Below are 23,799 nucleotides of genomic sequence, written 5' to 3' on the forward strand. Positions count from 1 at the left end.
TGTTAGAAGCCCACGTTCAGGCCAACGGCAAACGTGCGGGTAACAGGATAGGAACTGAGTTCAATGCCGGAATCGAGCGGACCGCCCGGTAGTTCGGGGCTGAAGCCGCTGAATTTCTGGGCCGTGAATAAATTCTGCGAGGTGATGTAGACGCGGGCCGTACGCAGCTTGGCGCGGTCGCGCAGGCCGGTCGGAATCGTGTAGCCGATCGTCAGGTTGTTGAGCCGCACAAACGACCCGGATTCAAGGAAATATGTCGATGCGGGCGTCGCCGACGTAATCAGGCGCGGGTCGGTCGTAGACGCATTGGTGGGCGTCCAGCGATTGCTGACGTACGCGGCTTCGACATTGTCGGTGTTCTCGTAGCGGAACGCTTTCTTCCCGTTATACACCTGATTTCCCGCGTTGCCGTATACGTCGGCTGCCAGGTCGAATCCCTTGAAATTCAAGGCCAGGTTGATGCCGTAGTACAGCTTGGGCTGGTAGGAACCGGCATAAACCCGGTCGTCAGAATTGATGACACCGTCGCCGTTGACGTCTTCGTATTTCAGGTCGCCGGGCTGCACACTGGCGCGGTTACCGTAAACGGGCGACCCATCGATTTCACCCTGATTCTGGTAAATCCCGATGGCTTTCAGCAGGTAGAAGCTCCCCACCGGCTGCCCGTTGTCGGTACGGGTGGTAAAGCCCTGCTGCCCCACGCCACCAGCCAGCAGCGCCTGTCCGCCATTCAGCCCGACGAGCTGATTCTTATTGAGCGTCAGGTTACCGCCGATGCTGTAGCCCAGCCCACTGTTCGTCGTTTCTTTCCAGTTCAGCACGAACTCAAACCCACGGTTCCGAAACGACGCAATGTTCGTCAGGTACTGATTGTCGGGATCGCCGAAAATGGCCGGGATGATCTGAAAGGCCAGCGCGTCGCGGGTGGTTTTGTTGTAATAGTCGATTTCGCCGGTCAGCCGGTTATTGAGAAAGGCGAATTCCAGCCCCAGATCAACCTGCTGGGTTCGCTCCCACTTAAGCTGCTGATTCTTAATATCCTGAATGGCCGTTCCTAATACCAAGCCGTTGTTGTAGAAGTACGGAATGTTAACCCCCGCCGTCAGGATGTACGCGTTGCTTTCAATAGCGTCATTGCCCAGAATCCCCCAGCTTCCCCGAAATTTCAGGAAATTGAACAGCGACTGATTCTTCATGAACGCTTCGTCCGAAATGACCCAGCCTACGCCGGCTGTGGGGAAGTAGCCCCACCGCTCCTGAAACTTGGAACTACCGTCGGCCCGCAACGACGCGTTGAACAGGTACCTATTTTTCAGGCTAAGCGTACCCCGCGTCACGAACGACTGCCGGGTTTGCAGATCACCCCCGGAGTTGTTCGATAGCTGCTGATTCGGATCGCCCAGGCCGAGGTACCACAGGCTCGGGTCGTTAGGCACGTTAATGCGCGCCCCCGAGATAAAATTCGATGAGAATCGCTCCGTAACCGACCCGAGCAGGAAGGTAAAGCTGTTTTCGCCAAATGTCCGGTCGACGGTCGCCGTATTGTCGATGATGTACCGGATCGACTGGCCACTGGTCAAACTAAGCTGACTGTTCTGCTGCCGCTGATTCCCGCCCGCCGTGATAAACGTGTTGGCATCGTTCTGAAACGCCCGCAGGTAGGTCTGGTCGCGGTTGAAAATCAAATCGGTATTGAACGCCGAATGCAGTTTCAACCACTCGACGGGTCGGTAATCCAGCGACAGATTGCCCTGTAACCGGTTGTTGAGCACCTGCTGATTGCGGGCGTCAAGACTCAGCAATGGATTTCCCACGTTACCAAACGCCGACAGGTTGCCGTATTTTCCATCCACGACGGCCGGTACGATGGGAGCCGCCCGGTACAGGCTAGGATACACCCCGCCGAGATCGACCGCCCGTTCGTTACCCCGCGAGAACGAAAGCTGGTTACTGAACGTCAGCTTTTTACTGATATTGATTTCGTTGTTAGCCCGAATAGTCAGCCGTTTGAAATCGTTAGTTTTGACAATACCCTGGTCGGTGAAATAACCCACACTAAAGAAGAACGTGTTGTTTTCGCCACCACCCGACACCGACAGGTTCTGGTTCGACTGCGGGGCCGAGCGCAGAGCTTCATCGTACCAGTTTGTTGTACCACCGTAGGTCAGCGGGGTGTCGTTGACGTTTTTGTTCGGGGCTGCGTCGGCCAGGTAGCTGATGTACTGATCGCGGTTTGCCATCTGCACAAGCTTGGCGGGCTGACGCAGACTAACGTTGGCGTCGTACTGCACCTGCACGGGGCCTTTCTTTCCCCGCTTGGTGGTCACGATCACGACACCGTTGGCCGCCCGCACACCGTAGATAGCCGCCGACGCGTCTTTCAGTACTTCGATACTCAGAATGTCATTATTGCTGATATTCCGAATATCGTCTGTCAGTACCCCGTCGACCACGTAGAGCGGACTTACCCCGGCCAGCGCCGAGCCAACACCCCGCACCCGGACCTGCGGCTGCTCGTTGGGCCGCCCTGATGCAATGATCTGCACCCCGGCCAGTTTACTCTGTAGTCCCTGTGTCGGTGTCTGAACGGGGTATTTGACGATTTCTTCGCCCTTGACCTGCGCGACGGCCCCGGTCAGATCGCGTCGACGCTGCGTACCGTAGCCAACCACAACGACTTCTTCGAGTGCCTTGGTATCATCGGTCAGTTCGACGTTGATCGTGGACTGATTGCCAACCGGTATCTCCTGACTGGTCATACCGATCATGCTAAACTGAAGTACGGCCCCACTCGGCACACTAATTTGGTAGGCCCCATTGGCATCGGTCGTACTACCGGTAGTCGTCCCTTTTACGACGACGCTGACGCCGGGTAGCCCCTGCTGGTCATTCTTACTGACAACCTTCCCCGTAACAGACTGATTTTGAGCGTACGTTGTACCAAGCGTAGCCAGCCATACCAGCATAAAAACGTAGCCTAGTTTTTTCATAAGTGAGTAATTAATTTATTTTTAACACCAAATATAATTTGCCGCAAGCCCAAAATACGCACCCTGACTTCAGTCCAGCGAAGCACGTTAATGCGAATTGCGTGGCTCACTGTCGGCAGTAAGCGCTTGCTGGTCAATAGGCTATGCGATCGATTTTCGACCGGTTCCCATTACTGAAAAAATCTATTTAATTATAATTTTTATACAACAAGTGCAATTTCCATACAATACAACTCCGTAACCAGCCATAGTGTTGGCCAGCCATCGAACTATTCTTAAAAAAGCATTAATGAATTGTGGCAAGGCAGTTAGCAAGCCGTGACTATCTGCCTAGCCCATTGAAATCGTACCAGCGTTTGATGCGCAGGTTAATCAGTCGCTGTATGTGTATCTCGTTCAGAAACACGTTCGACCAGTTGTCGAAACGCGCGCACTGCACCCCCAGGTAAAAATAGTAGATCGCGACGCCCAGCATCGGGAGCATGCGTTTTTCCTCATCGGTGATCGGCTGCACGGATTCGTAGCCGTCGAGGAATCGCGCTCGCTTGGCGTGAAACGCAGCCGCATCCGTTTCCGTACTGTGTAGCTGCATCAAATAATAGCCAATGTCGAGTGCGAGCGGACCATTGCCACAGAAGTCAAAATCGAACAGCGTAGCCTCACCCGACGCGTCGATGTTCAGGTTATCGAACCAGATGTCCAGATGCACCGCTCCCATTCGGATTTGTGTTCGATCGGCGCGGTTCAACTCCGTCGTCAGCCAGTTACGGGCGTCCCGTAAAAATTGCATTTCCGGCGAATCGATCGGCAAAAAGGGAGCGATCTGGGGCAATGAATCGTCCAGCAGGTACGTGGTTGTGTAGGCGACGCGGTCCAGCGGGAAGTCGTTTGTCAGTTGATGGAGCCGGGCCATTGTCCGCCCCAGCTGTTCGTGGATGTCACCGGAGAACGTAAGCAGCTTTTGCCCCTCTGCCTGTGAAAACAGCACGCCATACCGCATTCCCTCCGGGGCGTCGATTTCCTGGATGTACTGCCCCGAGGTATCGGGTAACGCATACGACACGGGGATACCTCCGTTTTTGAGGTGATTCAGCAACCGAATCTCTTCCTCGACGTCGGTACGCGTTCGCCAGTTCAGGCTATACACGCGGAAGACGAACCGATGTTCGCCGTCGGTGATCTGGTAGGTATGATTAACCCCCGCCTTGATCAGCCGACAGGTAGCGGATTCACCCAGCCGGTACGTCTGCCGAAGAAACGGTAGCAGATGATCCGACGACAGGATCGACGACGACGCGGGAATGGAGACAGGCACAGTACGGGGGGGCGTTTGGCGAACCGCAAAGATACAATTCCCCCTGTCTTTGTCAGCGGTTTGGATTGAACCGGGCCGCGTCGATAATCGACCACAGATGAATGATCCAGCCCATGAAGATAAACCACAATACGGCTGCCAGTACGAACTGCACAATGGCGATCAGCAGCCGCCCCTGCAATAACTGCCCTAAACCTGGGATAAAGAAGCTGCACAAAGCCGCTAACACGTTTCCGCCTGAACCTTGCCCTTGCATAGTATAGTCCGTTTTTGGGTGTATAACAGGACAAATCAGCACGATGTTGGGACACCGTAAGCCGCAACTACATAAGCGGATAAACGCCGTTTTAAACGCGCTGAATTCAGTATGGGAGTTCGGCCACTACCTACTGCTCCGAAATGGTAACAGCCTGACGGATATACCGTTCTGCCGCCACTACGTTCAACAGGAACCGCCCGACGCTGGTCCGGCTTATCGTCAGGTTTGGCTTCGGCTGGTTGTCGATTGTCTCGATGATCTGCTTCTGGTCATGACCATTCGTTAGCCCGACAGGGCGTACGATAGTCCAGTCGAGCGGACTTTGGGTAAGTAGCTGTTCCTGCCGTTCGTGGTCGCGGTAGGCGACGCCGATGTTGCTGTAATCGATCAGCCAGCGAAACCAGAACGGTATGTCCTGTCGCGTTTCGTTTGCGCCCCAGGCTGTTACCACGATCAATCGCCGTACGTGCTGCGCTTCGCAGATCGGGAGCAAGCGCGTCAGCAGATCAGACAAAAAAGTGGGCGGGGTTCGCAAGGGTGACCAGGGGAAATCGGACGTACGCGAAATATTGAGTGTGCTGATCACGGCATCACAGCCTGCTACAGCCATTCCCAGCGAATCAGCGTCAAGGGTTGGGCTTTCGACAACGGTCAGTTTCCCCGACGAAATACCGATTTTCCGCCGGTCGCGCACCAGTATCGTTACCCGATACCCATCCGCCAATGCTTCGTGCAGCAATCGTTCCCCCGTCCGACCAGTAGCGCCCAGAATCAGTATGTGCATCGGTATAGTATTTTCGCTATAATCAGTTTTCCACTAATAAATTATCAACTATGATTTCACCATACATAGCCAATATCATAGCCGACATGGCAGCTGATATTGACGAGGAATATATGTTTGTCATCAGGCATGTTACACGTAACTGGGACAAGTTTGTTAAATGGCCCAGCGTACAGAATTTGTATTTTCCTGCTATTCATCGCATGAAAGCAACGGAATCTTACCCCTCCACAATTTATGATGAGCATCTAACCAAGATGCAGGAAAGAAATATTAAGAGCAGAAAATGGACAAATGATCCCGCTGCAATTGCGTATCAACTGTCTAGCGATGTTTATCCGAAACGTCAAAAGAAGGCAAGTATACACTGGCATGTTCGCCATATTTACGATGGGCAATTTCCATGGACAAGTAACAAAGTAACATTACATGCCGTCAAGTCCGGCGATCATTTCACTCATTCTGCGGGCTTGGTTGCTATTCACCCAATAGCGGATGCGCTTGCTGACGAGTTTGGGTATTTTGCCTGGCTCTTACGAGCAGAAGCCTACGAACGTTTCGGCTATGATCCTGATAATATTTTCAGCAGTAGCGTTTACAATCCTCTATAATTAACGTAAGATTCTGGTACGGGCATAGGCTATCGCATAAAGAAACCCAGACGATTAGCTCCGCTGGGTTAATTGATTGCTTACAATTTATTAATCTCTATTTACAGCAACTTGATCACTGTGATAATGAGCGACGCGAAGCCGAACAATAGAACGATCAGCCATTTGAGCTGTTCCTTGAAACCTCGCTCAACGCTTATCTCTAAACGGGAAAATTCCGTTTTGATCAATGACTCCAACCGTACGGTTTCCGTTTTTACGGTTTGTTCTACGCGAGAATCATCATGTTCCAGCTTCCGGAAATCGTCTTTGGAGGCAAAGCTGTCTTTCTGTGCCAACACTTTTTCCTGTGCTTTCTCATCGATGAATTGCAATACGGTCCCCGCATCAGCTTCACCAAGCTTACTCTTGAATATTTCGTACGCTTTTAATTCTAGTGCCGTCATGGTGGATAGTGTTTCTGTAAAGATACTGTTTTACAGATAACCTAGTCACGCCACTAATTGATTCAAAAAGAGACAGGTACCGAGCAGTGCCCGATACCTGTCCGTACTCTTTTCAGAATGAGTTTATAAACCCAACACTTTCTTGTTGAAGCTTTCGTCAGCACCGGTACCGGCGAAGTCGTCGAAAGCGCGTTCGGTGACGCGGATGATGTGATCGGCGATAAATGGCGCTCCTTCGGCGGCCCCCTGTTCGGGATGCTTCAGCGCACACTCCCACTCCAGCACGGCCCAACGGTCGTAGTCGTACTGCGCCAGCTTCGAGAAAATACCCGAGAAGTCGACCTGACCATCGCCCAGCGACCGGAACCGGCCGGCCCGCTCGACCCAGCCCTGATAGCCGCCGTACACGCCTTGCTTACCCGTTGGGTTGAACTCGGCATCTTTCACGTGGTAGGCGAAAATACGCTCGTGGTAGAAGTCGATAAATTGCAGGTAGTCGAGTTGTTGCAGCACGAAGTGGCTGGGGTCGTAGTTGATCCCGACACGGGGGTGGTTGTTTACCTTTTCGAGGAACATCTCGAACGTGATGCCGTCGTGCAGGTCTTCACCGGGGTGCAGCTCATAGGCAACATCGACACCTGCGTCTTCGAACGCGTTCAGGATGGGCATCCAGCGGTTCGCCAGTTCAGTAAAGCCCGTATCGACCAGACCCGCCGGGCGCTGCGGCCACGGATAAACGAACGGCCACAGTAATGCCCCTGAGAACGTAGGGCTGGCTTTCAGACCGAGGTTTTTGCTGGCCTTCGCCGTCATTATCAGCTGATCGGTTGCCCAGGCCTGCTGTTCTTTGGGTTTACCCGCCAGTTCCGCCGGTCCGAAGCCGTCGAACATGGCACCGTAAGCCGGATGAACCGCCACGAGCTGCCCCTGCAGGTGCGTGGCCAGCTCGGTAACTTCGACGCCGATTTCCGCCAGTTTTCCTTTATACTCGTCGCAATACGTCTGACTTTCCGACGCTTGTTTCAGGTCAATCATACGCGGGTCCCAGGTCGGGATCTGCACGCCTTTATAGCCGAGATCGGCCATGTATTTGGCGATGGCTTCGAGCGAATTAAACGGCTCCTGATCACCCAGGAATTGGGCCAGAAATATGCCCGGACCTTTCATTGTTTTCATTTTATATTGAGCGAATTAGTGATTGAGCAATTGAGTGAATTGTCCGTCAGTTGTTGCTACTATTATTTCGAGACTTAGCCAGAATTTTCAACAGTTGATAGCCTTCATCAATTAGACTACTCAATCGATCCTCTGATACTATTTCAGTGAAAATCAGCATCTCGAGCCAAAATAGCGACTCGTCTAACTCTTCAACAACGATGCTGATTTTTGCGAAGAATTCGTTTTGACTACGGGCACGGCGAACGGCCCGGTAATTCGCGGCAGAAGACGACGATGAGCGTATCAACTGCTTACCAAAATGCTGTGACTCGTATGATTTAGGGAGCGCACGAAACACCTGAACACAGCGCAACATGAATACTTTGAGCCGTTGTTCAAGCTTGTCCGCAAATTCACCTTTATCTAGTCGAGCCTGTTCCATACTGATAATTCACTCAATCGCTCATTCATTCAATCACTCAATGGTAACCCACGCCTGCTTGCGGTTAGACTCTAGGATTTTTTCGCAGATGAGCAGTTCGCGGTAACCGTCGGCGAAGGTCGGGAACGTCGGGTTTTCGGGCATCTTACCGGCTTCGACAGCGGCATAGACTTCCTTGAACAGTTGCTTCGACGTGTCGGGGAAGCCTTCGTTGTGACCACCGGGGAACGAAATCAGGGAGCGGGCATCGGCGTGGAACAGCGATGGGTCGCGCATCAGGCTTTCGTTGTAGCCGTCGCGGTTACCGATCCACATTTCGTTCGGTGCTTCCGAGTTCCAGGCAAACGTTTTCTTCGACCCGGCAATCTCCAGTTTCATCTGGTTTTTGCGGCCCGCCGACACCTGCGATACGGTAATCACACCCCGATTACCGTTGTCGAAACGCAACAGTACGTTGGCGTGATCTTCGGTATTGATGGGTACATCGGCGTAATCTTCCGGCTGCAGCATTTTCCCCGAATACGTCTCGACGGGCTTCAGCGGCTTCTTCCGCACTTTGTGGACGGTGTTGAAATCGGCCATAACGGCGACGGTTTTCAGCCCGGTAATGTATTCCAGGCTGTCCATCAGGTGCGAGCCAATATCGGCGATGGCCCGTGAATCGCCCGACTTGTCGGGTTCGAGACGCCAGTTGTAATCGGTGTTGTAGAACAGCCAGTCTTGCAGGTAGGATCCAATGACGCTGTACACCTCGCCCAGATCGTCTTTCTCACGCATCACTTTCATCTGCCGCACCAGTGGGTAGTAGCGCAGGTTGAAATGTACGGCATTGACCAGCCCGGTTTCTTTCGCCAGCTTCACCAGCTCTTCGGCTTCATGCAGGTCTTTGGCCAGCGGCTTTTCACAGACGACATGTTTCCCCGCTTCCAGGGCCGCCTTCGACTGACTGTAGTGCAGGAAGTTCGGTGTACAGATGTGTACGACCTGAATATCTTCCATCTTGAGCAGGTCCTCGAAGGTGCAGGCCCGTTCGATACCCAGCTGATCGGCTTTCTGCCGAGCCAGTTCAGGCGTCACTTCACAGAGCGCCAGTACATTCGTGTTTGGTAGTCGGCGCAGGGCTTCGATGTGCGCGGGTCCGATGAATCCGGTGCCAACGACACCGACGTTTACTTTTGACATGGGTATTGAATTAGCGAATTAGTGAATGAGCAAATGTGTGAATGCCTGGTTACATTCTACTTGGTATTGCTTCGCGCTTTAGCTAGAATTTTTATGAGCTGTGTACCTTCGTCAATTAAGTCTACCAGTCGTTCGCTTGGTACTAAACCGGTAAAAACAAGCATCTCCAGCCAGAAGACTGACTCATCGGCTTCTTCCAAGGTTAAACTCAATTTGGCGAAAAATTCATTTTGACTTCTGGCCCGCCGGACGGCCCGATAATTAGCGGCAGAGGATGAGGATGCGCGAACGAGCTGTTTGCCGAAGTGCTGCGCTTCATAAGCATTAGGTAACTTTCTGAAGACATGGACACAACGAAGCATAAACTGCTTCAATCGTTGTTCCGTCAATTCGGCAAATTCAGCTTTCTCTTCTGGTGTGTGGTACATATGATATGTTAGTAAGCGCCAAACATTCGCTCATTCACGCATTCGTCATTCGCTCATTGAACAAACTTCGTCCACTTCGTCTGCTCATCCTGACTGGAGGCAATGACGGTGTCGATGAAGGCCAGGCCACGAACGCCATCGTGCACACCGGGGAAGTCGTAAAGCGAGTCGGCGGGTTTGTCGGCCATGTGCGCCTTTACGGCAAAAGCGAAGTTGCGGTAGATGTTGGCAAAGGCTTCGAAAAAACCCTCGGGGTGACCCGCCGGTAAACGCCAGTGCGCCTTCGCCGACGCCGATAGTTCGCCCACGTTGGGCCGGAGCAGGCGGTGGCTCTCCTGCGTTTTGTAATGCAGCGTGTTGGGCTCCATCTGATGCCATTCCAGCCCGCCCAGTTCGCCCCAGACGTAGATTTTCAGCGAGTTCTCTTCGCCGTTTGCCACCTGACTGACCTGCAACACCCCTTTGGCACCCGCGTCAAAGCGGAGCAGCACGTTGGCGTCATCGTCAAGCTGACGACCCGGCACGAAATGCGTCAGGTCGGCGCAGAGTTCGCTGATGTGCATGCCGGTGATGTATTCGGCCAGGTTTTCGGCATGCGTACCGATGTCACCGATAGCCCCGGCTGCGCCCGAGCGGGCCGGGTCGGTACGCCAGATGGCCTGCTTGTAATCGTTATGTTCTTCGGCTTTCGACAGCCAGCCCTGCGGGTATTCGACAACGACTTTCCGGATTTTACCCAGCTTCCCGTTGCGAACCATGTCGCGGGCTTCTTTCACCATCGGGTAGCCCGTGTAGTTATGCGTCAGGCCGAATACAAGTCCGGTTTGCTCAACGATGGCTGCGAGGTCTTTGGCCTGTTGCAGATTGAGCGTCATCGGCTTGTCGCAGATCACGTGAAAGCCATTTTCGAGCGCCAGCTTGGCGGGCGGGAAGTGCATGTGGTTGGGCGTCACGATACTGACGAAATCCATGCGCACATCTTCCGGTAGCTCCTTCTCGCGCTGAATCATCTCCTCGAAACTGGTGTACACCCGGTCGTCGGGCAGGTAGAGTGCCTTACCCGTCGCTTTCGACTTTTCGGGCGACTGACTGAACACACCGCAAACCAGTTCGATTTCGTTGTCGAGCGTAGCCGCCCGGCGATGAACGGCGCCGATGAATGCGTCGAGGCTACCCCCGATCTGACCCATCCGCAATTTCCTGTGCATTTCCATGTAGCGTTGACTGTAAGAGAATTAGGTACTGCCCCCAATGAGCGAGAGCGACTAAATACCAGCGGGCGCGGTAGAACACCGTCGGTACGTAAAACCGAAAGGGAGGAAAACATACCCCTTTCGAGGGCCGGAAATTAGCGGTTTTAGCTTATTTTTCGGAAATTTTAGACAAATACTACCTGCATTGGTGAGTTTGTCGCCCTTTTTTTCTTTTACCTGACAAATCGTTTCGTCTTACTTAAACCCCTTTACCTCACAGATATGGATCTATCCATCAATCGCTCCCGGCTGTTTGTTGCCAGCTGCTTTGCGATCATCACTACGGCCATGGCATTCGCGATCCGGGCGGGCGTCCTGACTCAACTGGGTGCAGAGTTTAACCTGTCCGCCAAGGAACTGGGCTACGTGAATCAGATGGCGTTCCTGGGTTTCCCTATCGCGATGATTTTCGGCGGGCCACTGTACAATGTCATCGGGCCGAAACGCATTGCCTGGGTAGCGTTTGTGGCGCACGTACTGGGTCTGGTACTGACGATCACGGCCACCGGTTTCTGGAGCCTGCTGATTTCTACCTTCTTCGTCGGTTTTGGTAACGGTACCGTTGAAGCAGCCTGTAACCCGATGGTGACGGACATGTACAGCGGCAACCAAACTACCAAAATGCTGAACCGCCTGCACATGTGGTTCCCCGGTGGTATCGTAATCGGTAGCCTGCTGTCGAAATTCATGACCGGTGCCAATCTGGGCTGGCAGCTGCAAATCGCGGCCATCCTGATTCCGGCGGTTATTTACGCGTTCCTTTTCCTGGGTCAGCAATTCCCGGCCAGCAAGGCAGAGGGTGCTTCGTCGACGGGTGGTAACCTCAAGGCAATGGCGTCTCCGCTGTACCTGTTCATGCTGGTCTGCATGGCGCTGACGGCTATTTCCGAGTTCGGTCCCGAGCAGTGGATCGACCCAATCATGAAAAACGCGGGTGCTGACCCGATGATTATTCTGGCACTGGTAACGGGTCTGATGGCCGTTGGTCGGTTCTTCGCCGGTCCGATCGTTCATAGCCTGAACCCAACGGGTGTTCTGTGGGGCTCGTCGATCATGGCCGCACTGGGTATCTACCTGCTGGGCAATGCAACGGGCGGCATGGTCTACCTGTCGGCTATCGTGTTCGCCATCGGCGTCTGCTATTTCTGGCCAACCATGCTGGGCTTTGTCGCTGAATACATCCCCAAGTCGGGTGCCTTCGGCCTCTCGATCATGGGCGGTATGGGTATGTTCGCTACGTCGATTTTCCAGCCGGTTATCGGTGGCTGGCTCGATCAGGAAGCGTCGAAGCGGGGGCTGACGGCCGAAACCGCTGATCTGGCTACCGGTCAGGCTACGCTGGGGCATATGGTCATTTTCCCGCTGATTCTGATTGTCGCGTTTGGTGTGCTGTTCTTCGTGATGCGCAACCGCAAGCCCGATCATGCTAACGACATGGTTGCCGCCAGTCAGCCGCAACTGTAAGTACCCTTACGCATAACCTACCAGCCCCGCTGTCTGACGATAGCGGGGCTTTTTTGTTTGGTGTAGCGTGGACCGATTCGTCGGACCGGGCCAGGCCCACTTTCGCCGACAGCCGCTTTGTAGCCCAGACTGGTCCGCCAGCCGTAGACCTGCGCCGGCGGCCACGCGGTGGTCGCCACGCGGTGGTCGCCACGCGGTGGTCGCCACCGTGGCGCGGATCGGTCCAGGCTACAAAGCGGTTTCTGCTAACAGGCTATGAAGCGTATCGCTTATTTCCCGTTAAAAGCCTATTAAATCACTGATTATCAATCCGTATTTAATCAGACCGACTCCTCTTTTTAGTGTCTTTGTAATACGGTTCGTTTCGACGCACCTACTAACCCAGCACATCATGGCTCTGCTTGATCCGTTCACCCAACCGTTAACGTCGGCGCAGCTCAGTTACCTACTCCGACGCGCCACCTTCGGTCCGACGCCCGATCAGCTTAAATCGCTGACCGGGCAGACAGCCGCGCAGGTCGTGTCGGCCTTACTGGCTGACCGCGCCACACCCGCTCCACCGCTCAATCCAACGACCAATAAAACCTTTGTTGACCAGCCGTTCGATATGGTCAATGCCGGGAAGTTGCAGACCTACGTCAAAGCCTGGTGGGCCAATCAAATGCTCAATCAGCCGCTCGCGCTGCCCGAGAAAATGACGCTGTTCTGGTCGAACCACTTCGTCACCAACGACGCGACCGTCAACGATTATCGCTATATGTATCGGTACAATGCCCTGCTTCGTCAGTACGCGCTGGGCAATTTCAAGACGTTTGTTATAGCGATTACGCAGGACCCGGCTATGCTGCGGTTCCTGAACGGCAACCAGAACGTAGCCGGTACGGCCAACGAAAACTACGCCCGCGAACTACAGGAACTGTTCACGACAGGTCGCAATGGCGGCTATACCGAAGACGATGTACGAGCGGCCGCCAAAGTACTCACCGGCTGGACTGACATCGGTTATCGCGACGTAACCTCGGCAGTTATCAGCACCGTATACAGGGCTAACAGACACGACGCCACGACCAAAACGTTTTCAGCCGCTTATGCCAAAACGGTAATCCAGGGCCGGACGGGCGACACCGGTGGCCTTGCGGAGCTAAGCGATCTGGTCGACATGCTGCTGGCAAACCCCGAAACGCCCCGGTACATCTGTCGCAAGCTGTATCGCTGGTTCATCAATTCCGACATCACGGCCGACGTCGAATCCAACTTCATTCAGCCGCTGGCGCTGCTGTTTCAGAAGCGTAACTACGAGATCAAACCGGTCGTATCGGCGATGCTGCAAAGTCAGCACTTCTTCGATGAGACGCTGCGCGGAGCGGTTATCAAATCGCCAACGGACCTGGTTGTCGGCACGTTCCGCTTCTGGGGACTACAGGCACCCGACCCGTTGCAGAATCTGGCGGGTTTTTATCAGGTCGGGTCGTATATCTATGCCCGCATTCGGGAACAGCAGCAGGACATTCTAAATCCACCGAACGTGTTTGGCTGGACGCCCTACTACCAGACGGGCTACTACCAGCAGTGGATCAACTCGACTACGCTCGGCCTGCGTGGTTTCTTCGCCGATGCCCTGACGACAAATGCCCTGAAACTGAACAACAAACCCGTGGTGGATGTGTTGGCCTACGCCAAAACGCTGTCGACACCCAGCGACCCGGCGAAGCTGATCGGCGACTTAACCACGCAGTTGATGGGGGTTTCGTTTAACCAGTCACAGACCGATTTCCTGACCGACACGGTATTGCTGAATTCGATTCCGCGCTACGAGTGGGCCGAGGAGTGGCTTGCCTACGTGGCCAGTCCGAACGACGCCACCAAAAAACAAGCGGTTCAGCTCAAACTAACCGCGCTGCTCCAGTACCTCTTCCGTATGGCCGAGTATCAGGTAATTTAATTGTGAATGAGCGATTGAGCGAATTAGCGAATAACCAAGCATTCACTCAATCACTCATTCGCTAATTCACTCATTACTTTTCATGAAACGTCGTAACTTCTTACAATACGCAGCGTCGTCGCTGGTGCTGCCGGTGCTGATCGATGGCTTTGGGGCGCGGGCCTATGCGCGGCCGTCGTCGTTCGTGCAGTCGCTGGTCGATCTGGCGGCCCAGATCGACCGGGTGCTGGTTATCATTCAGTTACAGGGGGGTAATGACGGGCTGAACACGGTCATTCCGCTCGACCAGATGAGCGTATATACCTCGCCTGCGTTTCGGAAAAATATCGCCATTCCGGAAGGCAAGGCGCTTCGCCTGAAAAACTACGAAGGGACCGGTCTGCACCCGGCTATGACGGGCATGCAGCAGTTGTTCAACGACGGGCGACTGAGCATCGTACAAGGGGTCTCCTACCCAACGCCGAATTTCTCGCACTTCCGGGCCAGTGACATCTGGATGACAGCCGTCGACGCCAATCAGACGGCCACGTCGGGCTGGGCGGGCCGTTACCTGAACAACCGCTATCCCGGTTACCCCGATGCTTACCCATCGACTAGTATGCCCGACCCGCCGGCTATTCAGATTGGCTATATCACGGCGACGACCCTGCTGGGGCCCACCGAGTCGATGGCGATTGTGCTACAGGACCCCGATACCTTTGCCCGGCTCGTTGGTGACAAACCCAATGCGCCGGCGAGTGGCCTTTCGGGCTACGCCGGGCAGCAGATCGACTTCATCCGGCAGCAGCAGGCCAGCTCGGTCAGCTACGCCGGTCAGATCAAAACGGCGGCTTCGAAAGGAAAAAATATAGCCACATACCCAACGTCGAACGCGCTGGCCGATCAGTTGAAAATCATTGCCCGGCTAATCAGCGGTGGACTACAAACAAAGGTATACTACGTCACGATGGGGGGCTTCGACAACCACGCCAATCAGGTGGTTGCCACCGACACGACAACCGGCACCCACGCCAACCTGCTTAAAAACCTGTCGGATGCGGTTGCGGCCTTTCAGAACGACCTGACCCAGCTCAAAGTCGATGATCGGGTAGCGGGGATGACGTTCTCGGAGTTTGGCCGACGGGCTATTTCCAATGGCAGCTACGGTACCGATCACGGTACGTCGGCCCCCATGTTCGTGTTTGGGTCAGGGGTAAAAACGGCGATGATTGGCAAAAACCCCAGCCTGACCGATCTGGACAACAATAACCTGAAAATGCAAACGGACTTTCGGCAGGTGTACGCGGCTATTCTGAAAGACTGGTTCGGTACCACCGTCAGCGCCGAGTCCACGACGATCTTTCGCGACTTCGCTGCGGCTCCCATTTTTCAGCGGGTCACGACAACGTCGGAGTCGGCGTCATCCGATGATGGGGTGCGGCTGTATCCCAACCCGGCAGCCAGCGACGTGGTGCTCGAAGCCGACTCGCTACCGGCGGCTCTTACCTCGGTGCAGATGACAGATATGCAGGGGCGTCTGCTGATGCTCAGCGCGTCGGCCTCGGCGGGTGCATTGCGCTTCAACGTGGGCAGTTTGCCGCAGGGTCAGTATATCGTTCACGTCGGTACGCAACAGGGTGTTATCAACAAACGACTGATCGTTGCCCGGTAAGGGTTCACTCACGGCAACGGCCATCTCACCCCCGGCCCCTCTCCTATTTTTGGGAGCGTGGCTGGGGGTGAGATGGCCGTTGCCGTGGGGGTAACCACTACTTACATACACGTAATCAGCGCCGTCCAGCCGGTCTGATGACTGGCACCCAGGCCGCGCGACGTATCGCCGTCGAAGTGCTCGTAGTACAGAATCAGGTCGTTGAAGTGCGGGTTGTTGGCGTAGATCTTATCAGTTCCATTTAGCGGCCGCAGGCCGTTTTCACCCCGCCGGAAGATCGACCACATCCGGTCAGCCAGGAAACCGGCGGCATCGCTCATGTCGCCTTTGTTGTCGCTACCGAATGGCAGGGCAACTTCCACTTTATCGCCATAATAGCCGCCAAACGTTTGCAAGGCCTTGTAGATAAAGAAGTTCATGGGAAACCAGACCGGTCCGCGCCAGTTAGAGTTACCACCGTACATGTTCGAATCCGACTCGCCCGGTGTGTAGTGTATCTCGTGCACCTCACCATCGATCTCCATCTCGTAAGGTTTCTCGTAAGCCTTCGACAACGAGCGAATGCCACCCGGTGCCAGCAGTTCGGCTTCTGAGAACAGGAAGGTATTCAGTCGGCGGAGTTGGTCGGCGCTGAGCAGGGCGAACAGAATCGAATCGCGCTCGGGATTGTCGTTGATGACGCAGTAGCACAGATCGTCGTTGGGCGGGTGATTCGCGAATTTGATTACGCGTTCGTAGAAGTCCGGTAGTTTCTTCGCTACCTCCCGTTCGAGGGTCATGACCGCGAAGATGTTTGCCAGCCCCACCATCGACCGCAACGGAATTGGGATCTGCTGGCCGTCGGGCATGTGCAGAACGTCGTAGGAGAACCCGTTGTCGCTTTCCGGATCGTTTTCATCAACCCAAAGTTTGGATACGCGTTCCAATGCGCTGCTGATTCGGAAGTAATGCTCCAGATAATAACAGGCCAGCGGTTCAAATGTAGCCTGGTCATCCTGCGCCAGTTCGACAGCAATACGCATCATGTATAAGGTGTACGTCGCCATCCAGGCGGTCGCATCGGCCTGATCGAGATCGCCACCACCGGGAATTTCTTCCTGCCGGTCGAACAGGCTGATGTTATCCAGACCCAGAAAGCCGCCCTTGAATAAGCCATCGTTTTTCCCGCTGACCTGTGTCGTCCACCACTCGTAGTTGGGTCGCAACCGCTCGAACATGGTCGACAAGAACTCGTAGTCTTTCTTACCCGTCAGTTGCTGTTCCTGCACGTAAAACAACCAGCTGATGGCTGCGCGCAATGGTGGGTTGTTGGCCGAGAAATCCCATTCGTACGCCGGGAGACGCCCGTCAGACGATTGGTACTGCGGATCAGCATGTAAGTAAAGCTGATGCTTGGCAAATCCCAGATCGATCGGTTCGACGGCAATTGCCTGAAATGCCTGATCCCAGGCGGCAAACCACGGATACTCCCACTTGTCGGGCATAATCATGATGTGCTCTGCGTTCAGGTGCTGCCAATCGGCGTTGCGACCCTGCCAGCGTTCGGGGGGCGGTGGTGGCGCGCCGGGGTCACCTTCCAGCCAGCGCCGGACGTTGTATTTGTAATACTGCTTCGACCACATCAGCCCGGCCCAGGCCTGCCGCTTGATCTGCGCATCGGCGGGTGTGTTTCCCTTTGTCAGATGCGCGTAGAAATCATCGGCCTCCTGTATGCGTGTCTCGAACACGCTGTCAAACTCCGCGCCCAGCGGGTCGGCCGTCTCATTCTGACTGAGCCGTAACCGGATTTCGACCGATTGGCCGGCCTCGATGTTCAGCGCGTAGACCGGTGCGCATTTCGTACCCGTCGGCTGCTCATCAAACGGCGATAGCTTACCCGACGTAATAGCATCATGAAACGCATCTTTTACGAACGGTGAATCGTTTGTTTCGCCGAAAACGCGCTCGCGGTTCGTTTCGTTTTCGGTCATCAACACCGCGTCGGGTGCCTGAAAACTGAGCACGTAGTCGCCAAGCCGTTCGTGGTGCGCCCGTACCTGCTGCACGCCGTCCGTGGTCGATTCGATCCGCTGAATCCAGGGTTTGCCTTCCTCCTCCTGCCACGACCACCGGTTGCGAAACCAAAGCGTCGGCAACAGATGTAACGGTGCGGCTTCGCTGGCGCGATTGTATATCGTCAGCCGAATCAGTATATCGTCGATGCCGTCCTTGGCGTATTCGACCTGAACGTCGAAATAACGATCATCATTGAACAGACCGGTGTCAAGCAGTTCGTATTCCAGATCTGTCAGCCCCCGTTCATCGTTCTTGCGTACCAGTTTATCGTACGGAAATTCTGTCTGCGCATACTTGTACAGCATCTTCATGTACGAGTGGGTCGGCGTGTTATCGAGGTAGTAATACAACTCCTTGACGTCCTCACCGTGGTTGCCCTGTGCATTCGACAGGCCAAACATGCGCTCTTTCAGAAACGGATCTTTGCCGTTCCAGAGCGACAAGGCAAAACAGAGCGTTTGTTTTTCGTCGGAGATCCCGGCAAGGCCATCCTCTCCCCATCGATAGGTCCGCATCCGGGCGTGTTCGTGCGGAAACGCGTCCCAGGCTTCACCTTCGGCCGTGTAATCTTCGCGGACGGTTCCCCACTGTCGTTCGCTCAGGTAAGGGCCCCATTTGTACCACTGTTCTTCGTTATGCCACTGCTTCTCCAGCCGCTGTTGCTCAATCGTTCTATTGTCGTTCATCGGGTATGCATTCTGTTTACTGCTCTCAATCAGGGGGATGTATCATGTGTAGCCTGGACCGGTCCGCCGGCGCGGGTCCACGTCCGGGTGGGCGCGTAGCGACCTGTTGGCTAGCGCCTGCATGAATTGCCCTGACGGGCACCCGGACGTGGACGTCCAGGCTACACGGCTGTCTTTACACTAGTTTGGGTAATACGTTTTCGCCAAAGGCATCGATGAACGGCTCCTGGTCGCGGTTGACATTGTGTAGCGACATCTGCTCGAAGCCCATTGCCTTGTATTCCAGCAACCAGTCGAGGTGCTGATTCAGGTCCGATGAGATACGTACCTGCTCTTCGAAGGCCTTTTCGTTGACCATCGATCCGGCATCATCGAAGTGGCCGGGCATGCGCAATTCGGTCATGACACTGTTGGGATATACATTGCCACGCCATTGTTCGAGGGCACCGGAACGGGCCTTTTCCTTATCGGGGTCGTACGACAACTGCACCTTCAGAAACATCGGCTTACCCGAGCCGCCCCCCTGCCGGAAGGCATCGATCACTTCCTGCAATTCGGCAACCGGTCGGGACGTCGTTATGAGCGCATCGGCCCAGCTACCGACCCATTCGGCCGTCTTGGCCGTCACGGCAGCGCCGACGATCAGCGGCTTGATGGCCGGACGCGTGTACAACCGGGCCTCGTCGACCGTAACCAGCCCCCGGTGCGTCACCGTTTCGCCGTTCCAGAGCGCCCGGATGATGTCGACGCTTTCTCGCAAACGGGCGTTACGGTCGGCCTTGGATGGCCAGCGTTCGCCGTTGATGTGTTCGTTGAGGTATTGCCCCGTTCCGACGGCGATCCAGAATCGTTCGGGAAACATATCGGCCAGCGTGGCAGCGGCCTGGGCGATAATCGCCGGATTGTAGCGTTGGCCCGGTGCATTAACGACCCCGAACGACAGCGACGTCGCCTGCAACGCTGCCCCCAACCAACTCCAGGCAAACCCACTTTCGCCCTGCTTATCGCTCCACGGATGGAAGTGGTCGGAGCAGGTGCCGGCCGTAAATCCGGCCTGTTCCGCTCGTTGTACAAGCCTTAATAAATCGCTGGGCTTGAATTGCTCATGCGAGGAGTGGTAGCCTATTTTCATTCCTACTTTAATCGATTTTTAACCTATCAAGACTCGTATCAGCGAAATTGTTTGTCACTACATTCAAATTTGTCAGACTCATGTCGTCAGGTGGTTACTAACTTATCAGCGAAACACCACTTACACAGCCCGGATACAGCTCGAATACAGCGCTGGAACGGGGCTGTTTATAGTAGAAAATGCTTATTCCACTCCTTTTGTAGGCAGCCCAGTCTGACCGTCAACACAGTCGCACGACGCGCGTATGGAAAGCCTTTTTGTGGCGGCTATCGCGCGTTATTTTGTCAATCCGTAAATTCTCATTGTATGAAAAACCCAATGCTCCCTACCCGTATGATGCTGGTGGCGGGCCTATTGTCGATGACCGCCATCGGTCAGGACACCCTGGCGCAGACAACTGCGAAACGGGCCACAGCATCCGTGCGGGCGACTAAAGCCGACGCCCCCATTGCGCTTAACCGGGTCCTGGTTTTTTCCAAAACCAAAGGCTTTCGCCACGCGTCGATTCCGGCCGGAAAACGGGCGATAATGAAGCTGGGGCAGGAAAATGGCTTTGCCGTCGACACGACCGAAGACGCCAGTAAGTTCTCCGAAGAGAATCTGAAGAAATACGGAGCCGTTATCTGGCTTAGCACTACGGGCAACGTTCTCGACGATGCGCAGCAGGCGGCTTTCGAACGCTACATTCAGGCGGGGGGCGGCTATGTGGGTATCCACGCAGCCGCCGATACCGAGTACGACTGGCCGTGGTACAACCAACTGGTTGGTGCTTACTTTCTGAGCCATCCGAAGCAGCAGAACGTCAACATTATGGTCGTTGACAAGAATCACCCGTCGACCAAGATGCTGCCCGACGTCTGGAAACGCTACGACGAGTTGTACAACTACAAGAGCATTGTTCCGGAGATCAAAGTACTGGGTAAGCTCGATGAAAAATCGTACGAGGGCGGGCAGAACGGCGATAACCACCCGTTCATATGGTACCGCGATTTCGACGGTGGCAAATCGTTCTACACGGGTGGTGGCCACACCGACGAATCGTACGTAGAACCGCTGTTTTTGCAGCATTTACTGGGCGGTATCAAGTCGGTCATGGCTAGTAGCCTGAAGTTCGGGCAGGCGAAAACGATGCCTTATCCTGAAGAAAACCGCTTCGATCGCCAGGTCTTGACGGCTTCGCTGGACGAACCTACCGAACTGGCGGTACTCGACAACGGGAAGGTACTGTTTGCCGAGCGGAAGGGTGACCTGAAGCTGTACAATCCCAAAACGAAAGCCGTAAAGACAGTGGCCCGCATTCCGGTGTACACGAAGTTCGAATATGGGCTGATGGGGCTCAACATTGATCCCAATTTCAAGCAGAACAAGTTCGTCTACCTGTACTATTCACCGACAATGCGGGCCGAAGCCCCCGCCGATACAGCCCAGCACCTCTCCCGCTTCGTGTATGACGACGCGAAAGACACGCTGCTGATGGCTACCGAAAAAGTTCTGCTGACTGTACCGGTCAAACGGACGGGTTGCTGCCACACGGGCGGCTCCATCGCCTGGGACCGCAAGGGTAATTTGTATTTATCGACGGGCGACGACACCAATCCCTTCGACTCCAAAGGGTTTTCGCCGTCTGACAACCGGCCGGGGCGGCAGGGCTGGGACGCCCGCTCGACGTCGAGCAACACCAACGATTTACGGGGTAAGATTCTGCGCATTCATCCCGAAGCCAACGGTACCTACAGCATCCCCGACGGAAACCTCTTCCCGAAAGGCACCGATAAAGCCCGGCCCGAAATCTATGTGATGGGTAACCGGAACCCCTACCGGATATCGGTCGATCAGCGGACCGGCTTTCTGTACTGGGGCGAAGTGGGACCCGATGCTGCCAACAACGATGACAAGCGCGGGCCACGCGGTCACGACGAGATGAATCAGGCCCGGAAAGCCGGGTACTTTGGCTGGCCGCTGTTCGTCGCCGACAATAGGCCGTACAACGCCCACAACTTCGCAGACAGCACCTCCGGCCCGCTGTTCGACCCCATGAAGCCGATCAACGATTCGCCCCACAACACGGGCCTTCAATCGCTGCCCCCGGCGCAGAAAGCGTTTATTTATTACCCCTACGCCGAGTCTCCTGAGTTTGGTGAAATCGTCGGAAAAGGTGGCCGTAACGCGATGGGTGGCCCGGTGTACTACTACGATGACTACGCCGAGTCGAACGTAAAATTCCCCCGCCATTACGACGGTAAATTCTTCGCCTACGACTGGATGCGCGACTGGATTCACCCGGTAACGATGAATGCGAACGGCGATTTTGTGAAGATGGAGACGTTCATGCCCAACACGACGTTTTCGCACGTAATCGACATGCAGTTTGCCCCCGATGGCTCGCTATACACACTGGAATACGGCCAACGCTGGTTTGCTGCTAACGACGATGCCCGGCTGTCGCGCATTACCTACAACGCGGGCAACCGTCGGCCAGTGGTCGTAGCGAGTGCCAGCAAAACAGTTGGTGCCACGCCAATGACGGTCAAATTCAACGCATCGAAATCATCGGATTACGATGGCGACGCGCTACGCTACGAATGGACATTTGGCCCCGGTATGCCAAAGCAAACGACGGCTACCCCAACCGTTACGTTTACCAAACCGGGTACTTACAATGCGACAGTACGCGTAACCGATGCCGCCGGCAACGTGGCAACGCAGACCATGCCGATCCGGGTGGGTAATGCCGAACCGGTTGTCGACCTGAACGTAGCGGGTAACAAGACGTTCTACTTCCCCAATCAGCCGGTTAAATACGCCGTGAAGGTATCGGACAAGGAAGACGGGACGCTGGCTAAAGGCATTAGTCCCGAGGAAGTGACGATGACGATCAACTACCTCGAAGGGTTCGACAAAACGATGCTGGCGCAGGGCCATCAGGCCAACACGGGCTACGCAACAGGCCGTCGACTGATCGAACTAAGCGACTGCAAATCATGCCACGCGCTCAATCAGAAATCGATTGGTCCGGCTTACATGGACGTGGCTAAGAAGTACAAAGGCTCGTCGCAGGCAGAAGGACGCCTGGCCGCAAAGGTTATCAAAGGGGGCGCGGGTGTCTGGGGTGAACAACCCATGAGCGCCCACCCGCAACTGACCAATCAGGAAGCCAGCGAGATGGTGCGCTATATTCTGTCGTTGGCCAATAACAAACCAGCGAACAGTCAGCCGCTGGCGGGCGATTACAAGCCGGCTACCCAGGAAAAACCCGGCTCGTACGTACTAACCGCTTCATACACCGACCGGGGCAATGGTGCTATTGGCCCGCTGACGCAGAGCCGCACGGTGGCGTTACGGTCACCCATCCTGAAAGCAACAGCCGCCGACAAGAAGAATGCTATTTTCGAGTACGACGTGCCCAAACTGGGCAAAGCAGCCATCGGTACTACATCGGGTAGCTACGTTATGTTCGACAGCCTGGACATGACAGGCCTGCGTGGTCTGTCGGCAACGGCGTTTGCGTCTGACGAGCGGGGAGTCGGTGGTAAGCTCGAAGTTCACCTCGACACCCCAACGGGTCCGCTCCTCGGAGCAGCGGATGTGAAGGTAGGCACCAACGGTCCGGTTAATCTGCCATTCAACAGTCCGGCAACGGGTATGCATCGGTTATACCTGGTATTCGTCAATCCGTCGGCCGGTCCAAAACCGCTGTTCGCCCTGACAACGATACAGTTCCAGAATCAGCCGATGTAACCGTTGGTTTACGGTTTGCCCCCACCCCAACCCCTCCCCGTCAGATAACCTTGTAGGGGTTTTGAGCCTTCAAAACCGAGCACTTCGCAAAGGAGCTTTTTTACCCCTAAATCCCCTGAAGGGCAGGGCTGTTAAGTTCTATACCGTCTACCCCCCAGCCCCCTAAAGGGCTAATCTTGTAGGGGTTTTAATTCGGATTGAGTCCATAACCTAGTTTGATGAAATAAAAACGCTCCACTGCCTGACTCAACACCCTGAGACCA

General features: G+C 54.9%; 18 protein-coding genes. 5 read left to right on the plus strand and 13 right to left on the minus strand.

What is annotated here, in order from left to right:
- Positions 1-2: 2 nt before the first annotated feature.
- The 4 genes from CLV58_RS21720 to CLV58_RS21735 form a co-directional block, all read right to left on the minus strand.
- Entirely contained in the window at positions 3-2,990 is a 2,988-nt protein-coding gene (locus tag CLV58_RS21720) for a SusC/RagA family TonB-linked outer membrane protein (RefSeq protein ID WP_106139939.1), read from the minus strand.
- A gap of 322 nt (positions 2,991-3,312) precedes the next feature.
- On the minus strand, positions 3,313-4,305 hold the full coding sequence (locus CLV58_RS21725) for a phosphotransferase enzyme family protein (protein WP_170108754.1): 993 nt from the start codon (positions 4,303-4,305) through the stop codon (positions 3,313-3,315).
- 52 nt (positions 4,306-4,357) lie between these two features.
- Positions 4,358-4,561 carry a hypothetical protein gene (locus CLV58_RS21730; RefSeq protein ID WP_106139940.1) on the minus strand — a complete coding sequence of 68 codons (204 nt, stop codon included), beginning with the start codon at positions 4,559-4,561 and terminating at the stop codon, positions 4,358-4,360.
- A 130-nt stretch (positions 4,562-4,691) separates the two neighbouring features.
- Positions 4,692-5,348: an NAD(P)-dependent oxidoreductase gene (locus tag CLV58_RS21735; RefSeq protein ID WP_106139941.1), complete on the minus strand. Its 657-nt coding sequence runs from the start codon at positions 5,346-5,348 to the stop codon at positions 4,692-4,694.
- A gap of 50 nt (positions 5,349-5,398) precedes the next feature.
- Here CLV58_RS21735 and CLV58_RS21740 point away from each other — a divergent pair, with 50 nt between their 5' ends.
- On the plus strand, positions 5,399-5,959 hold the full coding sequence (locus CLV58_RS21740) for a hypothetical protein (RefSeq protein ID WP_106139942.1): 561 nt from the start codon (positions 5,399-5,401) through the stop codon (positions 5,957-5,959).
- A 101-nt stretch (positions 5,960-6,060) separates the two neighbouring features.
- Here the strand turns inward: CLV58_RS21740 and CLV58_RS21745 are convergent, their stop codons facing one another.
- From CLV58_RS21745 to CLV58_RS21770, 6 genes are all read right to left on the minus strand, one after another.
- Positions 6,061-6,405: a hypothetical protein gene (locus CLV58_RS21745; RefSeq protein ID WP_106139943.1), complete on the minus strand. Its 345-nt coding sequence runs from the start codon at positions 6,403-6,405 to the stop codon at positions 6,061-6,063.
- Positions 6,406-6,528: 123 nt separating this feature from the next.
- Positions 6,529-7,581, minus strand: a complete 1,053-nt coding sequence (locus CLV58_RS21750; protein ID WP_106139944.1) for a sugar phosphate isomerase/epimerase family protein — start codon at positions 7,579-7,581, stop codon at positions 6,529-6,531.
- 46 nt (positions 7,582-7,627) lie between these two features.
- On the minus strand, positions 7,628-8,005 hold the full coding sequence (locus CLV58_RS21755; protein WP_106139945.1) for a four helix bundle protein: 378 nt from the start codon (positions 8,003-8,005) through the stop codon (positions 7,628-7,630).
- Between the two features lie 33 nt (positions 8,006-8,038).
- Positions 8,039-9,187: a Gfo/Idh/MocA family protein gene (locus tag CLV58_RS21760; RefSeq protein ID WP_106139946.1), complete on the minus strand. Its 1,149-nt coding sequence runs from the start codon at positions 9,185-9,187 to the stop codon at positions 8,039-8,041.
- Positions 9,188-9,243: 56 nt separating this feature from the next.
- A complete protein-coding gene (locus tag CLV58_RS21765; protein ID WP_106139947.1) occupies positions 9,244-9,615 on the minus strand; it encodes a four helix bundle protein in 372 nt (123 codons plus the stop codon).
- Between the two features lie 53 nt (positions 9,616-9,668).
- Entirely contained in the window at positions 9,669-10,805 is a 1,137-nt protein-coding gene (locus CLV58_RS21770; RefSeq protein WP_106139948.1) for a Gfo/Idh/MocA family protein, read from the minus strand.
- A 285-nt stretch (positions 10,806-11,090) separates the two neighbouring features.
- Here CLV58_RS21770 and CLV58_RS21775 point away from each other — a divergent pair, with 285 nt between their 5' ends.
- Entirely contained in the window at positions 11,091-12,332 is a 1,242-nt protein-coding gene (locus CLV58_RS21775) for an MFS transporter (protein ID WP_106139949.1), read from the plus strand.
- 17 nt (positions 12,333-12,349) lie between these two features.
- Here CLV58_RS21775 and CLV58_RS28470 read toward each other — a convergent pair whose 3' ends face one another.
- Entirely contained in the window at positions 12,350-12,511 is a 162-nt protein-coding gene (locus CLV58_RS28470) for a hypothetical protein (RefSeq protein WP_170108755.1), read from the minus strand.
- A gap of 212 nt (positions 12,512-12,723) precedes the next feature.
- Between CLV58_RS28470 and CLV58_RS21780 the strand changes: the two genes are divergently transcribed.
- Together CLV58_RS21780 and CLV58_RS21785 are read left to right on the plus strand one after the other, a co-directional pair.
- Complete coding sequence (locus CLV58_RS21780; RefSeq protein WP_106139950.1) at positions 12,724-14,274, plus strand: DUF1800 domain-containing protein; 1,551 nt, start codon at positions 12,724-12,726, stop codon at positions 14,272-14,274.
- Between the two features lie 82 nt (positions 14,275-14,356).
- The gene (locus tag CLV58_RS21785) at positions 14,357-15,925 is read left to right on the plus strand and encodes a DUF1501 domain-containing protein (protein ID WP_106139951.1); all 1,569 of its coding nucleotides are present in this window, start codon (positions 14,357-14,359) and stop codon (positions 15,923-15,925) included.
- Positions 15,926-16,026: 101 nt separating this feature from the next.
- Here the strand turns inward: CLV58_RS21785 and CLV58_RS21790 are convergent, their stop codons facing one another.
- Both CLV58_RS21790 and CLV58_RS21795 read right to left on the minus strand, forming a co-directional pair.
- Positions 16,027-18,666: an MGH1-like glycoside hydrolase domain-containing protein gene (locus CLV58_RS21790; protein ID WP_106139952.1), complete on the minus strand. Its 2,640-nt coding sequence runs from the start codon at positions 18,664-18,666 to the stop codon at positions 16,027-16,029.
- A gap of 175 nt (positions 18,667-18,841) precedes the next feature.
- Positions 18,842-19,798, minus strand: a complete 957-nt coding sequence (locus CLV58_RS21795; RefSeq protein ID WP_106139953.1) for a TIGR03885 family FMN-dependent LLM class oxidoreductase — start codon at positions 19,796-19,798, stop codon at positions 18,842-18,844.
- A 306-nt stretch (positions 19,799-20,104) separates the two neighbouring features.
- On the opposite strand from CLV58_RS21795, the gene CLV58_RS21800 reads away from it, so the two are divergent.
- Positions 20,105-23,536 (plus strand): ThuA domain-containing protein, encoded by a 3,432-nt coding sequence (locus CLV58_RS21800; RefSeq protein ID WP_106139954.1) that lies wholly within the window; start codon positions 20,105-20,107, stop codon positions 23,534-23,536.
- The last annotated feature ends 263 nt before the right edge of the window (positions 23,537-23,799 follow it).

This window comes from Spirosoma oryzae (assembly GCF_003002825.1).
GTDB lineage: Bacteria > Bacteroidota > Bacteroidia > Cytophagales > Spirosomataceae > Spirosoma > Spirosoma oryzae.